At 57.9% G+C, this 16,934-nt stretch carries 15 protein-coding genes; 5 read left to right on the top strand and 10 right to left on the bottom strand.

What is annotated here, in order from left to right; genetic code table 11:
- Window positions 1-7 precede the first annotated feature (7 nt).
- The 3 genes from FJU08_RS08370 to FJU08_RS08380 are packed head-to-tail and all read right to left on the bottom strand — an operon-like array spanning window position 8 to window position 2,632.
- The gene (locus FJU08_RS08370) at window positions 8-1,459 is read right to left on the bottom strand and encodes an ATP-binding protein (protein ID WP_141148518.1); all 1,452 of its coding nucleotides are present in this window, start codon (window positions 1,457-1,459) and stop codon (window positions 8-10) included.
- Window positions 1,460-1,462: 3 nt separating this feature from the next.
- Window positions 1,463-2,161 (bottom strand): response regulator, encoded by a 699-nt coding sequence (locus FJU08_RS08375; protein ID WP_141148519.1) that lies wholly within the window; start codon window positions 2,159-2,161, stop codon window positions 1,463-1,465.
- A gap of 36 nt (window positions 2,162-2,197) precedes the next feature.
- Complete coding sequence (locus tag FJU08_RS08380; protein WP_141148520.1) at window positions 2,198-2,632, bottom strand: MarR family winged helix-turn-helix transcriptional regulator; 435 nt, start codon at window positions 2,630-2,632, stop codon at window positions 2,198-2,200.
- Between the two features lie 225 nt (window positions 2,633-2,857).
- Between FJU08_RS08380 and FJU08_RS08385 the strand changes: the two genes are divergently transcribed.
- A complete protein-coding gene (locus FJU08_RS08385) occupies window positions 2,858-3,505 on the top strand; it encodes an MBL fold metallo-hydrolase (RefSeq protein ID WP_141148521.1) in 648 nt (215 codons plus the stop codon).
- A gap of 770 nt (window positions 3,506-4,275) precedes the next feature.
- Here the strand turns inward: FJU08_RS08385 and FJU08_RS08390 are convergent.
- Window positions 4,276-4,491, bottom strand: a complete 216-nt coding sequence (locus FJU08_RS08390; RefSeq protein WP_141148522.1) for a cold-shock protein — start codon at window positions 4,489-4,491, stop codon at window positions 4,276-4,278.
- Window positions 4,492-4,909: 418 nt separating this feature from the next.
- A complete protein-coding gene (locus FJU08_RS08395) occupies window positions 4,910-5,803 on the bottom strand; it encodes a DMT family transporter (RefSeq protein WP_141148523.1) in 894 nt (297 codons plus the stop codon).
- Between the two features lie 259 nt (window positions 5,804-6,062).
- Between FJU08_RS08395 and FJU08_RS08400 the strand changes: the two genes are divergently transcribed.
- Window positions 6,063-7,157, top strand: a complete 1,095-nt coding sequence (locus FJU08_RS08400) for a DUF1176 domain-containing protein (protein ID WP_181409785.1) — start codon at window positions 6,063-6,065, stop codon at window positions 7,155-7,157.
- Window positions 7,158-7,549: 392 nt separating this feature from the next.
- Here FJU08_RS08400 and FJU08_RS08405 read toward each other — a convergent pair whose 3' ends face one another.
- Window positions 7,550-7,948, bottom strand: coding sequence for a hypothetical protein (locus FJU08_RS08405; RefSeq protein WP_141148525.1), 399 nt, complete (start codon window positions 7,946-7,948; stop codon window positions 7,550-7,552).
- A 403-nt stretch (window positions 7,949-8,351) separates the two neighbouring features.
- Between FJU08_RS08405 and FJU08_RS08410 the strand changes: the two genes are divergently transcribed.
- Window positions 8,352-9,554, top strand: a complete 1,203-nt coding sequence (locus FJU08_RS08410; protein ID WP_141148526.1) for a pyridoxal phosphate-dependent aminotransferase — start codon at window positions 8,352-8,354, stop codon at window positions 9,552-9,554.
- 244 nt (window positions 9,555-9,798) lie between these two features.
- The gene (locus FJU08_RS08415; RefSeq protein WP_181409786.1) at window positions 9,799-10,860 is read left to right on the top strand and encodes a transporter substrate-binding domain-containing protein; all 1,062 of its coding nucleotides are present in this window, start codon (window positions 9,799-9,801) and stop codon (window positions 10,858-10,860) included.
- On the opposite strand, the gene FJU08_RS08420 is transcribed toward FJU08_RS08415, so the two are convergent.
- Entirely contained in the window at window positions 10,836-11,750 is a 915-nt protein-coding gene (locus FJU08_RS08420; RefSeq protein ID WP_141148528.1) for a LysR family transcriptional regulator, read from the bottom strand. The genes FJU08_RS08415 and FJU08_RS08420 overlap by 25 nt on opposite strands.
- 95 nt (window positions 11,751-11,845) lie before the next feature.
- Here FJU08_RS08420 and FJU08_RS08425 point away from each other — a divergent pair, with 95 nt between their 5' ends.
- The gene (locus tag FJU08_RS08425) at window positions 11,846-12,859 is read left to right on the top strand and encodes an NAD-dependent epimerase/dehydratase family protein (RefSeq protein ID WP_141148529.1); all 1,014 of its coding nucleotides are present in this window, start codon (window positions 11,846-11,848) and stop codon (window positions 12,857-12,859) included.
- On the opposite strand, the gene FJU08_RS08430 is transcribed toward FJU08_RS08425, so the two are convergent.
- The 3 genes from FJU08_RS08430 to FJU08_RS08440 form a co-directional block, all read right to left on the bottom strand.
- Window positions 12,834-13,937 (bottom strand): calcium:cation antiporter, encoded by a 1,104-nt coding sequence (locus FJU08_RS08430; RefSeq protein WP_141148530.1) that lies wholly within the window; start codon window positions 13,935-13,937, stop codon window positions 12,834-12,836. The genes FJU08_RS08425 and FJU08_RS08430 overlap by 26 nt on opposite strands.
- A gap of 98 nt (window positions 13,938-14,035) precedes the next feature.
- Window positions 14,036-15,151 carry an alkene reductase gene (locus tag FJU08_RS08435; RefSeq protein WP_141148531.1) on the bottom strand — a complete coding sequence of 372 codons (1,116 nt, stop codon included), beginning with the start codon at window positions 15,149-15,151 and terminating at the stop codon, window positions 14,036-14,038.
- Window positions 15,152-16,032: 881 nt separating this feature from the next.
- Window positions 16,033-16,929, bottom strand: a complete 897-nt coding sequence (locus FJU08_RS08440; RefSeq protein WP_141148623.1) for a LysR family transcriptional regulator VtlR — start codon at window positions 16,927-16,929, stop codon at window positions 16,033-16,035.
- Window positions 16,930-16,934 lie beyond the last annotated feature (5 nt).

Here is a 16,934-nt window from a genome sequence, read left to right on the forward strand (position 1 = left end):
GTCTTGTTTACACCGGAATTGCGATCACGGCGCGTAGACCGCCGAGCGGGCTGTCATCCAGCGTGACATTGCCGCCATGGCTGCGGGCGAGGTCTCTGGCGATGGCAAGGCCGAGGCCGGTGCCTGATGAATCGAGGTTGCGCGCATCATCGAGCCTGAGAAAAGGCTTGAAGACATCCTCGCGCTTTTCGGCCGGGATGCCTGGTCCGTCATCGTCAAAGATAATGGTCACCCATTTGCGCTCGTGGCGGACGGTAATGTCCAGCCGGTTTGCGTAACGCCGTGCATTGGATGCCAGATTGCCGACAAGCCGGGCAAAGGCATTGGGGCGCACTTCGATCTCGTCCTCGCCCTCGATTGTGTAGTTCAGGACTTTTCCGTGGAGTTCGAAATCTTCCTGCTGGCGTTCCATCACCGCGCCGAGACTGACGGTGTCGGAGGTTTCCTCGCCGTCACCGCGGGCGAAATCGATATAGCCCTGCAGCATGCGCTGCATTTCCTCGACATCGTCGTTGAGCGCTTCGATCTCGGGAGAACTGTCGAGCAGGGCGAGCTGCAGCTTGAAGCGCGTCAGGATCGTGCGCAGATCATGGCTGACTCCGTTCAACATGGTGGTGCGTTGTTCGATCTGGCGTTCGATGCGTTCGCGCATCAGGACAAAGGCGAGGCCGGCCCGGCGAATTTCCACGGCGCCGCGCGGGGTGAAGGGGGCGGTCGATCTCTGGCCCTTGCCGAAACTTTCCGCAGCACGCGTCAGTGACAGGATCGGGCGGATCTGGCCGCGCAGGAACAGTGTGGCAATGCCGATCAGGACCAGCGATGTGCCGACCATCCAGAGAATGAAAATATGGGTGTTGGAGGCATAGGTCATGCTGCGCCTGGCGAAGACGCGCAGAATGCCCTTGTCTAGTTTGACCCGGATTTCGACGAGGCGGGAATTGCCGACCGTGTCGATGAAGAAAGGACGCCCGATCCGTTCGGAGATCTGCTGGGCAAGCACCTGGTCCAGAAGGCCGAAGAAAGGTTTCGGCAGCGGCGGGGGCAGCTGTCCTTCCGGCTCGATGGCGACGCGCAGGTTCATGTCCTCGCGGGCAATCCGGATAATATCATCATAAGTATCCGGGCTGGTGCTCTCGATCAGGTCGATGATGGCGGCGATATCGCCGGTCACCGCAGCCGAAAGGCGTTCGGTCACCATCTGCCAGTGACGCTCCATGAACACCGTGGCGATGACAGCCTGCAGCAGCAACATCGGCATGATGATGATGAGAAGCGAGCGGGCATAAAGACCACGCGGCAATCGATGATGAACGAAGCGTGCGAAGGTTTTGTAAGAGCCAAGGATCTGTCGCCCTGGCGGCACGGTCTGAACCGTACACAGGCTGGTCCAGAGCCGCCGGTTAAGGTTTCGCCATCGGCGGAAAAAGGTGAGCAGCCCGTGCTTCAATCGCGACACCATGCGCTAGTCCCGGCTCAGACGGTAACCGATGCCGCGCACCGTTTGAAGGTATCGGGGATTGGCCGGATCGGTTTCGATCTTGCGCCGCAGACGGTTGATCTGCACGTCGATAGTGCGCTCATTGATATCGGAGGTCGAACTGGCAAGATCGAGCCTGCCGACGGTTTCGCCAACCTCGGCTGCCAGCATGGACATGATATCCTGCTCCCGGTCCGTCAGCCGGATGAGTTCGCCGCCTTTTTTCAACTCCTTGCGGGCCAGGGAATAGGCATAGGGCCCAAACATAACCACTTCAATGGCCGGTGTCTGCGGTGTCTGGCTGCGGCGCAGGATATTGCTGATTCGCAGCAGAAGCTCCCGTGGCTCAAAGGGTTTGGCGAGATAGTCATCTGCGCCTGCCTCAAGGCCGGCAATGCGGGCATCTGCCTCCGCCCGGGCCGTCAGCAGCAGAACCGGGACATCGCGAATCTTGCGGAGGCTGGCGGTGAGCGACAGTCCATCCTCGCCAGGCATCATCACATCAAGCACCAGAAGGTCGAATTCCAACCCGTCGAGTTTGCGGCGCGCATCGGCCGCATCGATTGCCGTCGTCACCCGGTAGCCGCTTTCACCCAGATAGCGTTTCAGAAGGGTTCGGATGCGGGTGTCGTCATCAACGATAAGAATATGGGCGGCATCGTCGGCCGGCATGGTACTGCTCATCGGTTCAACTGGCCTCCGGATTGTTGTCGTCACCGCTCAGCATTTCTGCCGGGTCGTATCACACATTTTATCGAGAAAGTTGAATATGGTCTCGCGGTCCTCCGGCGCAAGCTTTTCCATCGCGCCCTCAACGCGCTTAAGCTGGGGGGCAACAAGCGTACAGCGCAATCTTTCCCCTTTTTCCGTCAGGTAAAGGCGGCGCTGGCGCCGGTCGCTCGGGCCCGCAGCCTGTCGCACATAGCCCATGTCGATCAGCTGCTTTAAGACGCGGGCAAGACTCTGCTTGGTGATCTTGAGAATGTCGAGTAGGTCGGCGACGGTCATGCCGGGATGACGGCCGACAAAGTGGATGACGCGGTGATGTGCACGGCCGAAGCCAAGTTCGGCCAGGATGACGTCAGGATCCGAAACAAAATCACGATAAGCGAAGAACAGGAGTTCGACGATCCTGAATTCATCCGTTTCCTCCAAGGCAATATCCACGCTTCCGGCGCTTTTTCTGGCTTCATTCAACACGTTGTTCCCATCCCGATCCTCGTCACCCCTGCTGTATTCCGGCACTTGGCAGGAACAGTCATTATGACATAGGTTTAGCGCCGTTCGACGTCGGTGAGAAGGGCATTGGACCGGCTTTCCGGGGGCAAGGAAGACATGAGTCGCGCTTGCGGGCGCGAAGTAATAGAGAGGGCCAGTCAGATGGCAAAGCTTCAGGCCGGGATCATTCCGGTAACGCCGTTGCAGCAAAATTGCACCGTCATGTTTGATGCCGAGACCCGTCAGGGTGTGATTGTCGATCCCGGCGGCGATGTCGATGTGATCGTTCAGACGCTTGAAGAAAACGGACTGACGCTGTCGGCGATCTGGCTGACCCACGGTCATCTTGATCATGCCGGCGGTGCCATGGAACTAAAGCAAAGGCTCGGGCTTGAGATCATCGGCCCGCATGAGGCCGACAAGCCTCTTCTTGAAAATATTGAGGAGAGCGCCAAGCGTTTCAACATGGAGGGTATGGTTCACAATGCCTATCCCGACCGTTTCCTGAACGATGGCGAAACGGTCAGCTTTGGCGATCATGTCTTCGAGGTCTATCATTGTCCCGGTCATGCGCCTGGCCATGTGATCTATTTCAACCGCGAGCAGGGCTTTGCCCATCTCGGTGATGTGTTGTTCAACGGCTCTGTCGGACGCACGGATCTGCCGGGCGGCGATCACCAGACGCTGATGAATTCGATCCGGGACAAGGTTTTGCCGCTTGGCGATGAGGTCGGCTTCATCTGCGGGCACGGGCCGGGTGGACGCATTGGCGAGGAACGCAGGACCAATCCCTTCCTCAAAGGGTTGTGAAGCCCGGTCCGGGGCCAATTTCGATACGCGAGGCATGGCCGCCTGTTCCGGCGGCCTCAAAGCGCTTCCCTGACGGGAAGCGCTTTGAGTGTTGACAAAGTCATTCAGATTGCCTGCTCGGGGTCACAGAACTAGCCCCCTCCGTCGTCATCCCCGCGCTTGTCGCGGGGATCCAACTCCCTAAGTCATTGAACAAAAAGAACCCTTCGCCGTGCCGGCGCACGTCCGCTGGATGCGTGCGGGACCAAGCACAGGCATGACGTCAGAGGGTGCAGATCGGTTTGTCAGAAGTCTGAGCGCTTCCCAGTTGGGAAGCGCTTGCAGTTTTTGTTGATCACGGACCAGAGTGACCGCTGCCGCAGGGGCAGGCAGGTGAGTAGGCCGTCAGTGCTTCATGTGTTCGGGCAAAGCAAGACGGCCTGAATGTTCCATGCCAAGTGAACAGGTCAAACGACCGACGAAATGCGCCAGATCAATGCAGCGCAGTCACAAGGCATGCCTTAACAGTCGCAAGAGCATAGGAGTTTTGCAGAAATCGCGTCGCGGTAGGCGCGGAGTGCAAGCGAAGTCAATGCGGGATGGCCTGATCCCTTCGGATATTCGGCACATAAATGCAGGCGCCTGCGCACGAAGCGCCCACGTTTGACGAAACGGCCTGCGTCTGTCGCGAAACATGCGCTTCGCTTCAGCTATGCAGCCGGAAGGTGCCGCAAAACCGATCCCGCAGACGCCTGGTCTCCAGCATTAAGGTTTTGGGGTTCAGGTCTGTTTCAGCCTGCGATCTGCAGGTTGACGGCCTTCGGGCCCTTGCCGCGACGATCTGGCTCGGTGTCGAAGCTGACCTTCTGGTTTTCAGTCAGGCCGGTCAAACCGGAAGACTGAACGGCGGAAATATGGACGAAAATGTCCGCGCCGCCATTGTCCGGCTTGATGAAGCCGTAGCCCTTGTCTGTGTTGAAAAATTTTACAATGCCTGTTTCGGCCATTCTCTGGGTCCTTTGCTCTCCGCCTCCGCTTTCTCTCGGAGGGGGATCATTCCAATGCTCGATCGCCCGTGAAGGGCAGCGCAGGCAGTTCTTGAATTGTGAGGAAAGGTACCGTTGTTACCGCGGCTCTCGATCATCCCGGGATACAACCTCAGGTTAACCTTAAAGAGATACCGCCCGGAATATTAGCGTTTCCGGCGCGCATGGATTATTGGTCTTCCCGTGCTCGCAAAATGCCCGAACACCGTTACAATGCGGTGTTTGCTGGACATTTGCAAGCGAAACTTTGCAGCAAAAGTCATGGTTGCGGCTTTTTCCGGTGTCGGTCTTGCACATCGTGGTTGTTTAATGGTGCGCGACAAGGTCATTTGTCTTTCGGGCTCTTCGTAATCTCGAAGATGCGCAGAAATGATATTGCTCAGGCCGGGTTTTGTTTTTTTCGTCCAAGTTCAGGCAGAAGCTCAACCATGATGATCGCCAGAAACATCAGCGCGCAGCCGAGATAACCTGCGGGGACAAGCCTTTCATCAAGAAAGATCGCAGCGCCGAGCGCGCCGAATAGTGTTTCCATTGACAGAAAGATTGCAGCCTGTGGCGCGGTGGTATAGCGCTGGCCGACCACCTGCAGGGCGAAGGCGAGTCCGGATGAGATGATGCCGACATAGAGAATTTCGCCCCACGATCCGGTGATTGAAGCCAGGCTGACAGGTTCGCCGGTAACAAGACCCGTCGCCATGCCGAGCAGGCCGCACACGAGAAATTGTACTACCGACAGCATTAGCGGCCTGCCGCTCGGGCCAACGAAAACTCCGACAAGGGTCATCTGAGCCGCCCAAAAGAGTGCGCAGAAGATTGTCAGCCAGTCACCGATGTTCAATCTTGAAAGGTTGCCGCCTGAGAGAAGGTAGATACCGCCAAGCGCCATAAGGGCTGCCGGCCAGACGACCGGGTGGGGCGGCTTTTTCAGGACCAGCAGGGCTATTGCCGGAACAGCGAGCACATAAAGGCCGGTGAGAAAGCTGGAATTGGTGACGCTGGTATGGATGATACCGACCTGCTGCAGCGCCGAGCCGCCGAACAATGCGACGCCGATGAGCGCGAAATGGCCATAATCGCGGCGGACAAGGCGTCTTTCAGATCTGGCACCTTCGGCAAGCGCGAAGGGCAGAACCACAGCGGCCGCCAGCAGGAAACGGATACCGATGAACCAGTATGGCCCTATATAGGTCATGGCGGTGGATTGGGCAACGAAGCCGCCGCCCCAGATGGCTGCTGCGAGGAGAAGGACACTGTTTGCTTGTAGCCGGTTCATCTGTGGTTCATGCAGTTTGTTGATAAAGTCGCCGCGTCGTTGCGCTTTTTGCTGAAAAAGGTGATTTCTGCGTCGCATAAACACAGCTCTGCACGAAAGCAAGGATGAACCGCTTCAGGGGCGGCAGATCCGGGGCGTGCGGCCATTGCTGCAACGCAATTGGTTCGCCATATCGTGGCGAATTTGCTAGAAGGCATGTTTGAAAATGCGAGTGGCATTGGAACTGGCGCGGGTAATGGCAGGAAAGAGGACGCGAGGGATGAAGATGTGCAAAGCTCTGGCCGGGGCTTTTATTGCTGTCGGCTTGAACGTCGTGAGCCTTGTCGTACCCGCATCGGCCTTCGAGTTCCGCCAGTTCGGTGACTGGGGGGTCAGTTGCGACAATGCCTATGATTGCACGATCTCTTTCAATCCGGCCACAACGCCGACCGACAAGTCAGGCCTGAGCGGGTTGCAATGGCATCGCACCATTGATCCCTCTTCGCCGCTTTTGATGTCGTTGCCGTTTCCCCCCGGTCTTTCGCAAAAGGCCGATGGCAAGGGGACTTTCTCCATCGCGGTGGATGGCGTCGAGCGCTACAGCGTTGCGATCAAGGATCTCAGCCGTGATGATGTTCTCGGTACCTTTGGCGTCAAGGAGCCGGATGGGCTGCGTGCATTGTTCACGACCATGACCACGGGGCGGGTCGCCACGATCAGCTACAGCGGTGCTGCGGGCGATTTTTCCAGCCAGATCAAACTTGACGGTCTGGACGCGGGCGGTCGCTATGTCGATCGGCTTCAGGAACGCAATGGGCGGACTGACGCGCTTATTGTTGTCGGATCAGTGCCGCCGCCGGCCAATTCAGCGGTACACGCCATCGACAGCCTGTCGCAACTGCCGGATTCGGTTTTGCGCAATCTGACCGATGAGAAGAGTGTGTGTTACACGACCGAGGATCAGCTGGCGCAGGCCGACGCCTTTGCCTTCGATACCTCGGCAGGCTCGGCCATCGTCCTGCCATGCGGTCCGAGCGGGGCTTATAATCAGCCCTATCAGATCTATGTCGGCAATGATGAAACGTATCATCGCTCTGAGTTTCCCAATGTCAGCGATACAGGTATTACGGTTCTGGAAACGGTCTACAATGTCAGCTTCGATCTCAGGGAACGCAAGCTGACCTCGGTCTATCTTGGTCGCGGGCTCGGTGATTGCGGTGTCGCCCATTACTGGAAGATCGATGACAAGGCCACCGGCAATCCGCTCGTCCTGACCGAGGAGCGTGGAAAAAACGCCTGCGACGGAAGCGGCGTTGGTGCCGATAAGTGGCCGGTTACCTGGTCGGCAGACCAGCGCGACACGACAGAGAAATAGCATCGGCAATATCCCGTCGGTGCCGTCGCTGCATTTGGAGTGCTTTTAGATCTGAATGAGTGAGATCGGCGCTCTATCCGGTCGCTTCTTGCCGTATGGTCTTGATGATCCTCGCCTGGCTCCGGTCGGGTCAACCGCCAGCGGGCGATTGACACGGTCGTTCTCATCGCCTGTGGCGGCGGATCGGCAACACATGATATCCCGCCTTGAATAGTGCGCGCTTCACGCCTCTGTTCAGCGTCCAGCTTCTCTGAAAGAAAACTATTCTCAGCAATCACCATGCACTGGCATGGGGCTGATGATTTGAGCTGGCGGTGGCTCACCGTACAGATCTGCGCCAGAAGGTGCCGTTGAGACTGCTGGCAGTTCGGCTGACCCTTTTGACGCTTGCGCTAGAACAGGCCGGCGGCGTCGCGGTTGCGGCGTTCCTCATCCTTGCGCAGTGAGGACATGCTTTCGCGCCAAAGGAAGGAGGCGCCCAGCACCATGGCGACGAAAGTGGCCATCAGCAGCCCCATGACGAGATCTCTGGTCAGCATGTCTGAGGTGAGACCTTCCGGCGCCGCAATCGTCGCGCCCTGCGGGAAGGTGAGGTAGTAGTTGAGCAGCAGGGCTGAAGGGTGCTGCAGGGCCGTTACACCGTCTGCCTGGGTCAACGGTGCGATATGGTGGTCGACCGGCGCGGCCAGGGCCGGTGTTGCGGCGGCCAGAAGGCCGAGCGATGCCAGCAGCATTTTCGTCCTGCCGATTGGGGCGGAAACGATGCGGGCAGCATATCTTTTCAGTTTCATGACCCGTTTCCTTTCGAACAGCCTTTCGATGTCGATTAATTAACCAAGAGATTGCGTTCTGAACTGGGCCAAAACAGGGGTGTTGCAACGGTTTTTAAGGCAAATTTATGATTGTATTAACGTCAGGTTAAATTGGCGTGGACTGACCTAGTCTTTCAAGGCTTTGAGCCTGTGGATATTTCCGTATGCCCTTACTGTCCGATTGCAGGTCAGCGCTGCGGCGGCAGGCGGATTGTGGCTGATCCGTCAAGAAAGAGGCCGAAAAAGAGGCCGTCGGGAAACTGGCGCACCGATTGCTCTTGAAACCGGCGCAAAAGTGCGATTAGACCAATGACGCTGAAAAGATAGATGTGAAACTGGCTTTTCAGATGACAAAACCTCAATTCAAATCAGGACACTGATCATGGCCTTTCTTGCAGACGCCCTTTCTCGTGTGAAGCCTTCCGCCACTATCGCCGTGGCCCAGAAAGCACGCGACCTCAAAGCGAAAGGTCGTGACGTGATCAGTCTTGGCGCGGGCGAACCCGATTTCGATACGCCGGACAATATCAAGGAAGCCGCGATCGAAGCGATCAAGCGCGGTGAGACAAAGTATACGCCCGTGCCCGGCATCCAGCCGCTGCGTGAGGCGATTGCCGCCAAGTTCAAGCGCGAAAACGACCTTGATTACAAAGCTTCGCAGGTGATCGTCGGGACCGGCGGCAAGCAGATCCTGTTCAACGCGCTGATGGCGACGCTGAATGCCGGGGATGAAGTGATCATTCCGGCACCTTACTGGGTCTCCTACCCGGAAATGGTCTCGCTTTGCGGCGGTACGCCGGTCTTCGTCGCCACGACGCAGGAGAACAATTTCAAGCTTCAGCCGGAAGATCTGGAAAAGGCTATCACGCCGAAGACCAAGTGGTTCATCTTCAACTCGCCGTCCAATCCCTCGGGTGCGGCCTATTCGCATGATGAGCTGAAGGCGCTGACCGACGTGCTGATGAAGCATGAAAATGTCTGGGTTCTGACCGATGACATGTATGAGCATCTGACCTATGGCGATTTCAAATTCGTCACGCCGGCCCAGGTTGAGCCCGGTCTCTATGACCGTACGCTGACGATGAACGGTGTTTCGAAAGCCTATGCCATGACTGGCTGGCGTATCGGTTATGCGGCCGGTCCGGCGCCGCTGATCACTGCGATGTCGACGATCCAGAGCCAGCAGACGTCCGGCGCGTGCTCGATTGCCCAGTGGGCTTCGGTCGAAGCGCTGAATGGTCCGCAGGACTTCATTCCGATGAGCAAGGTCGCCTTTGAGAAGCGTCGCGATCTGGTGGTCTCGATGCTCAACCAGGCCGTTGGTATCGAGTGCCCGAAGCCAGAAGGTGCATTCTATGTCTATCCGTCCTGTGCAGGGCTGATGGGCAAGACCGCCCCGTCAGGCAATGTTATGGAAACGGACGAGGATTTCGTCACCGAACTTTTGGAAGCAGAAGGCGTTGCCGTCGTTCACGGCTCGGCCTTTGGCCTCGGTCCGAACTTCCGCATTTCCTACGCAACATCGGATGAACTGCTGGAAGAATCCTGCCGCCGCATCCAGCGTTTCTGCGCGGCTTGCAAGTAATATACCGCTTTCATAGCGGCTGATCGGGAGGCGGGCAGCAATGTCCGCCTCCTTTGGTTTTGGGGCGCTGGGTTAACAACTTGCGGAAAAGACGCTATAGCGGCCATATATCCCATATCTTCAACAGGTTGCCATCGCCGCTATGTCTGCCGTTTTGTTACTTTCTGCCCCAGCTCGCATTGCGTGTTATTGGACGCGTTTTACCGTTTGCCTGGTCGCGTTCCTGGCGCTGGGTATCGGCCTCGTGCATGCTCAGCAGGCGAATACGGCCGCGCCATCGGTTGATACCGCTGCATCGGGCGGCACCGAGCCGCATCTGGTGATCGGTACGCATGCCGCGCCGCCATTCGTCGCCCAGCGCTCCGATGGCGGCTGGTATGGCATCAGCATCGATCTCTTGAATGAGATCGCCGATGAGGTCGGCTTCACTTATAAGCTTGTCGATCTTGATAAGGATGAACTTGTGGCAAGCGTTGCGAGCGGCAAGATCGATGCAGCCATCGGCGCGGTGCCGATCAACGGAAAGGATGAGACGCGGATCGACTTCACGCAGCCCTATTATCACAGCGGCATAGGTGTCGCGGTCCATGATGCCAATCCGGTCGAGCTGGCCTTCATTTTCAAGCTGATGACCTCGCCGGCCTTTCTGTCAACCATCAGTCTGCTGATCGGGCCTGTCTTTTTCTTTGGTGCGCTGATCTGGTTGCTGGAGCGGCGCGCCAACCCCCAGCAATTCGAACACCGGCCCGGACGCGGTGTGTTCAGTGGCTTTTGGTGGGCGACGGTAACAATGACCACGGTCGGCTATGGCGACAAGGCGCCGGTCACCTTTCTTGGCCGGCTTCTGGCGATGGCATGGATGTTCATCGCCCTTTTGCTCGCCAGTGTTACCACTGCGCAGCTGGCGGCCGGTCTGACATCGAGCATGCGTGAAACCGTGGTGGCTGGCCTCGGTGATCTGGGACATGTCCGTGTCGGCACGGTTTCCGGGTCTCCGGCCGAAGTGGCGCTGAAGGCGCTCAGTATTCCCGCTTCCGGTTTTGACAATGTCGATGCTGGCCTTTCAGCGCTTTCCGCCCACAAGATTGATGCCTTTGCCTATGACAAGCCGGTCCTGGATTGGGTGACGCAGTCCAGGTCCGGTCTCAAGGTCAGCGATATTGTTTTTTCAGAGGAGAGCTATGGTCTGATCCTGCCGCAGAAGGATGCGCTGCGCGAACCGATTGATGTTGCCATTCTGAACCTGCTCGATACCAAGCAGTGGGATCTGGTTCTCAAACGCTACATGCCGGATCTGTCTGACTGATCGTCTTCACCGATATAAGCGCGCATGCCTGCATAAAGGGCGTCAAATGTTGCGCGGCAGCGGGGCGAATGCCTGAGGTCCTCATGCATGGCGATATAGACCGGCAGCGTCAGCGGTATGGCGCCTTCAATGACTTCGACCAGATCTTTCTCTCGCCGGCCGAGCTGCAACTGGCAAAGACCGATGCCAAGGCCTGCGCGGATGGCGGCAAGCTGGGCAAGATTGCTGTCGGTTCTGATTCTGAAATGCGGCATGGCGATATCAGGGAAGGCGCGCATGCTGTCGCGGACATAGCTTAGTTCGCGGTCAAAGCCGATAACCGTATGGCGGGCGAGATCGTCGAAGCCTTGCGGTATGCCATGACGTTCGAGATAGCGACGATGGGCAAAGCAGCCAATGCCGATCCGGCCGGCAAAGCGCATTCTTAGCGCTTCCTGCGTCGGCTCAATCATGCGCAACGCTATATCGGCCTTGCGCAGCAATAGATCCTCCACCGAATCGGAGATCGAAAGCTCCACTTCGAGCGCCGGATGGGCCGCAAGCAGCGGTTCGAGCACCGCAGGCAGGACTTCAACGCCGATCACCTCGCTGACACTGATACGCACTGTACCCGAGACCTGACCGGCTTGCTGCGATGCCGCACGACCAAGTGCCGATGCGGTTGCCGCCATGGCCTCGGCCAGCGGCTTCATCGACAGCGCGATCTCTGTTGGCTGCAAGCCCTGCTGGGACCGGGTGAAAAGCGGCTGGCCCGCCGCCGCTTCCAGCGCGGCCACATGCCGCCCTATGGTTGGCTGCGTCAGCGCAAGCTCGCGCGCTGCAGCGGAGAGCGAGCCTTTCTCCAGCACGGCCAGCAAAGTGCGATAATGGTCCCAGCTCAGTTCGCTCATATATTTATGTATAGCATCGGCAACATTTTATGCAATTCCGTATGGCCTCATGTCACGGCATTATTGTTCCATCAGGAATGATGTGGAGATGTGAGATGACTGAGACAAAGGGACGTGAGCGGCCCGTAGCACTGGTTCTGGGCGCGGGCGGCGGCATTGGCGGGGCTGTGGCAAAGGTGCTGGCTGCGCGTGGCTTCAAGGTAAGGGCACTGTCACGGCGTGCAGCGGAAATGCGAGTAGCGCGGCCCGAATATGACTGGGTTTCCGGCGATGCCATGAACGGCGCGGATGTCCGCCGGGCGGCGGAAGACGCGACGCTGATCTTCCATGGCGTCAATCCGCCGGGTTATCAGAACTGGGAAACGCTCGCCGTGCCAATGCTCGACAATACGATTGCCGCCGCGCGTGCGAGCGGGGCGCTGATCCTGTTTCCCGGCACGGTCTATAATTTCGGCCGCGAGCAATTGCCGGAACCTGCCGAGGATGCAGTCCAGACGGCCACGACCAAAAAGGGGCGGATCCGTATCACGATGGAGAACCGCCTGCGCGATGCCGCTGCGGCCGGAACCCAGGTCATCATCGTCAGGGCCGGGGACTATTTCGGGCCAGAGGTTGCCAATAGCTGGTTCAGCTATCTGGTGAAATCCGGCAGGCCGGTCCGTTCCGTCACCCGGATCGGCCGCAAGGGCGTCGGTCACCAATGGGCCTATCTGCCGGACGTGGCCGAAACGATGATGCAGCTGGTAGAGCGCCGATCCGAGCTGCAAGCCTTCTCGGTATTTCACTTCGAAGGGACGTGGGATGCAGATGGTGAGCGGATGATCGAAACCATTGGCCGGGTTGCGGGGCGCGACAATCTGGCGGTCAAAAGCTTTCCCTGGTGGATGGTGCCGTTTGCCGCGCCCTTCGTTACTGTGATGCGCGAGGTGCAGGAAGTGTCCTATCTCTGGCGTGAGCCTTTGCACATGCGCAATGACCGGCTCGTTGCTGTGCTTGGTGCCGAGCCGCGGACCCCGCTGGAAACGGCGATCCGTGCGACGCTGATCGGGCAGGGATGTTTGCCGGGGCCGGATGGGCTCCCCTTTACAGCCCCAGCACGGACAGCATGAGGAAGGTGGCGAACAGCACGAAATGCGTCATGCCCTCGATCGCGTTGGTTTCGCCGTCATTGACGTTGATGGCGGCGGCGACCAGCGTGATGGCGACCATGGTGATCTGAACCGGTGTCATGGCCATGATAAACGGCTGGCCGGTGAAAAGCGCAATCGCCTCGACCACGGGCACCGTCAGAATGACGGTCGAAAGCGATGCGCCGAGGGCGATGTTCATGACCGCCTGCATGCGGTTGCCAAGTGCGGCGCGCAATGCGGTAAGGATTTCCGGTCCGGCCGAGATCGCGGCGACGAGAATGGCGGTTAGCGCCAGTGGCGCGCCCGTGCCCTCCAGTCCGTGATTGAGGAAGGATGACATGAATTCCGCCAGCAGGCCGATCAGAACGACGCCAGCGATGATGATGCCAATGGAGAAGCTTGTTGATCCGCTCTCGTCGTCTTCTCCATGTTGCTGGCCGTCTTCTGCAATGACATGCTGTTTTTTCGGAGCGCGGTAGGAGAAGAAGTAGCTGTGCTGGCCAACCTGCATCTTCAGGAAGAGCGCATAAAGGGCGAGCATGGCGACTATGGTGAAGCCCGAATAGAAGTGCCACTTCGCCTGGGGAACGAAGTCGGGCACGATCATCGATATGCCCATCGCCGTCAGGATCATCACGGAATAGGTCTTGCCTGAATCACTGTTATAGGGCTGTTCGCCATGCTTCAGCCCACCCAGGAGCGCTGCCAGGCCGAGTATGCCATTGATATCCAGCATGACGGCTGAATAGATCGTGTCGCGCACCAGCGTGGGCTGTTCGCTTTCCGCCATCATGATCACCAGGATCAGCACCTCCACCATCACGGCGGAAAGGGTGAGGATCATGGTCCCGTAAGGGTCGCCTGCCTTTTCCGCGAGAATTTCCGCGTGATGGGCGACGCGCAGCGAGGCGCAGGCAATGGAGGCCACCAGAAGCGCTGCAATGAGCAGCAGGACCGGCCTCGACGCATGGGCAAGCAGATGTTCGAGATAATAGGCGATTGCCGCCGCCGGCAATGCCTGAAGCAGTAAAAGCTCGCCTTTCAGCGCGCGCAGCATGGCATATCCCCAAAGCGAGGTTGATGTGATCCTGTATCCACTATCAACGTGGCACGCTGACAAAGGTTTCTGCGCGCCACCATCCTTGTCCCCGGTTTTCAGCCGCCGAGGAACGGATAATCAATATAACCTTCCGCGCCGCCGCCATAAAGCGTGCGCTGGTTCAGCGGATTGAGCGATGCATTGATCCTGAGGCGTCTGACATAATCCGGATTGGCAATGAAGGCACGGCCAAAGCCGATCAGATCGGCATGTTCCTTCTCCAGCGCATCAATGGCCAGGTTGCGGTCATAGCCATTATTGACCATCCACGCGCCGGTTCCATCGGTGCGGTAGTAAATCTGGCGCATCTCGTCGTAATCGAAGGGCCGCCCGCCCTGGCTGAAACTGCGTTCGCCGCCGGTGGCGCCCTCGATCACATGCACGTAAGCGAGATCATAGGCGGAGAGCTGGCTGGCAATATAGTTGAACAGGCTCTGCGGGTCGCCGTCCTGGACATCGTTGGAAGGTGTGACCGGCGACAGCAGCACGGCGGTTCGGCCGGAGCCGATCTCGCGGCTGACAGCACCGACAATGTCGAACAGGAAGCGGGCGCGATTTTCGATCGGTCCACCATAAAGATCGGTGCGTTGATTGCTGCCGGAGCGCAGAAACTGGTCAATCAGATACCCGTTGCCGCCATAGACCTCGACACCGTCAAAGCCGGCTGCCATGGCGTTGCGGGCGGCCTTGCGGTAGTCGCTGATGATTTCCGAGATTTCGAACGGCTTGAGCGCGCGCGGCATCGACGTCTCGACGAAGTCACCGGTTCCGTCCGGGTAGACGACAAAGGTTTTGGCCTTGGCCTGGATCGCCGAAGGGGCGACGGGCGGGTCGCCGAAGGGCTGGAGCGATTTGTGTGAAATACGCCCGACATGCCAGAGCTGGCAGAAGATTCGCCCGCCTGCCTCATGGACAGCACTGGTGACCTGGCGCCAGCCGGCAATCGCTTCATCCGTATAAAGACCGGGAACATCGGAAAAGCCCTGGGCCTGTTCGGTGATCGCGGTTGCCTCAGAAATGATCAGGCCGGCGGTGGCGCGCTGCCGGTAATATTCGACATTCAGTTCATTGGGAACCGCTTCGGGGGAACGGTTGCGCGTCATGGCAGCCATGACGATGCGATTCTCCAGCGTGACATCACCGATGGTGATTGGGTCAAAGAGATTGGCCATGTATTCCCTTTCAGTGCCGACCGGCCGCGATTGCCGTTACGAGAACTACATGATGGTCTCGCGCGGCGCAATTTCTCATCAGATACATTTACCGTTACAGCGCTTGAACCGGAAAAATCCGGATCGCATGGCGACGTTTCGTATCGTAAGACCGTTATCATAGGGAAAAAGCGGTAAGAATTCGTTTACTCAGATTCGAAATTTTGCCGACTTTGAAAAACGCAAAAAAAAAGGACCACCAAATCGGGGTCCTTATGAGTTGTGAAGGTAAAACCTCCAGAGGGGAACAGCTGCTGCAGCGGGACTGGAGAGCCAACCGCCAGACGCATCAGCTATTAGTGGATATGGTTCTTTTTTGTGCGCATTGCAATAGTTTTCAGCGGGCGATGCGAAAAAAAAGTTCAGACCCCGCTGAAGCGCAAAAAAAAAGGGCCTCCGAAACCGGGGCCCTATAAGTTAGAAGGCTTCTCAAAACCTCCAGAGGGGAACAGCTGCTGCGGTGAGCCAGGGAGAAGTTGGCCACCAACTGCATCAGCTATGTGCGATATGCTCTTTCATTAGGCAATTTTCAATATTCTATTGTGCATGGCAGCTATGCATTTCACGAAAAATCATTACTATTATGACTAAATTCAAGTCACCTTAGGTGTCGGCCTAAAATATAGGCATTTTTAAGGCGCTTGGGGTCTGCCTCGCTGCTATCGCCTTTCGAAGGAAATAGCGCGGACTCGGTCAATCTGGCCTGATTCTTGCCCTGCGCGGCGTATTGCGGCCCGCACCGCCTTTCCGATTGCCTGGAATGAACACTACGCACAAGCGATTCGGCAATTGCAACCGGTGAAGCCGGTTTGACGATTGTCGTCTTGTCTGCCTGCCGGTGCTCAGAAGCTCCAGTTGCGGGCCTTTGACACGATGAAATCGCGGAAAACCTTCAGCTTGGCCGAATTTTTCATTTCATCAGGATAGCAGAAATAGGTGTCGAAGGTCGGAACATCGGCATGGGTGACGAGCTGCAGCAGGCCGGGATCGCGTCCGACGATATAATCGGGCAGCATGGCGATGCCGATGCCGAGCAAGGCAGCACGCTTGATTGATGTCAGCGAGTTGATCTGCAAATGCGCCGGGCGCGGATTGTCGGATGAGCGTCCTGCGATCTCAAGCCAGTTCACATCGAGCAGGTAGCTCGGTGCCGGCTCACCGAAGGAGATGATTCGGTGATTGTCGAGATCCTCGATGGTCTGCGGCTCGCCATAGCGGTTGATATAGGAGGGCGAGGCGTAGACATGCATATGCACGGTGAACAGTTTGCGCTGGATCAGATCCGGCTGCTGCGGCTGGCGCAGGCGGATGGCGCAATCGGCGTGGCGCATGTTCACGTCCAGCTCTTCATTGTCGAAGATCAGCTGGATCTGCATGTCGGGGTATAGCTGGAGAAATTCCTGCACCTTGTCCGTCAGCCAGCCCTGTCCGAGCCCGACCGTGGTTGTGACGCGCAGCTTGCCGGACGGCTTTTCCTTGGTCTCCGTCAGGCGCATGCGCACGCCTTCGAGTTTCAGGAGCACGTCATGGGCGGTACGGTAAAGCAGTTCGCCCTGTTCCGTCAGGATCAGGCCGCGCGCATGGCGGTGGAACAGCTTGACGCCGACATCCTGCTCAAGCGCGCTGACCTGACGGCTGATGGCGGACTGGGAAAGATGGAGCTTGTCTGCCGCATGGGTAAAAGAGCCCGCCTCGGCTGCAGCATGGAAAATGCGCAGCTTGTCCCAGTCCAGAGGCATTCCTG

Origin of the sequence: Martelella alba (assembly GCF_006516955.1) — a bacterium.
In the GTDB taxonomy this organism is placed as follows: Bacteria; Pseudomonadota; Alphaproteobacteria; order Rhizobiales; family Rhizobiaceae; genus Martelella; species Martelella alba.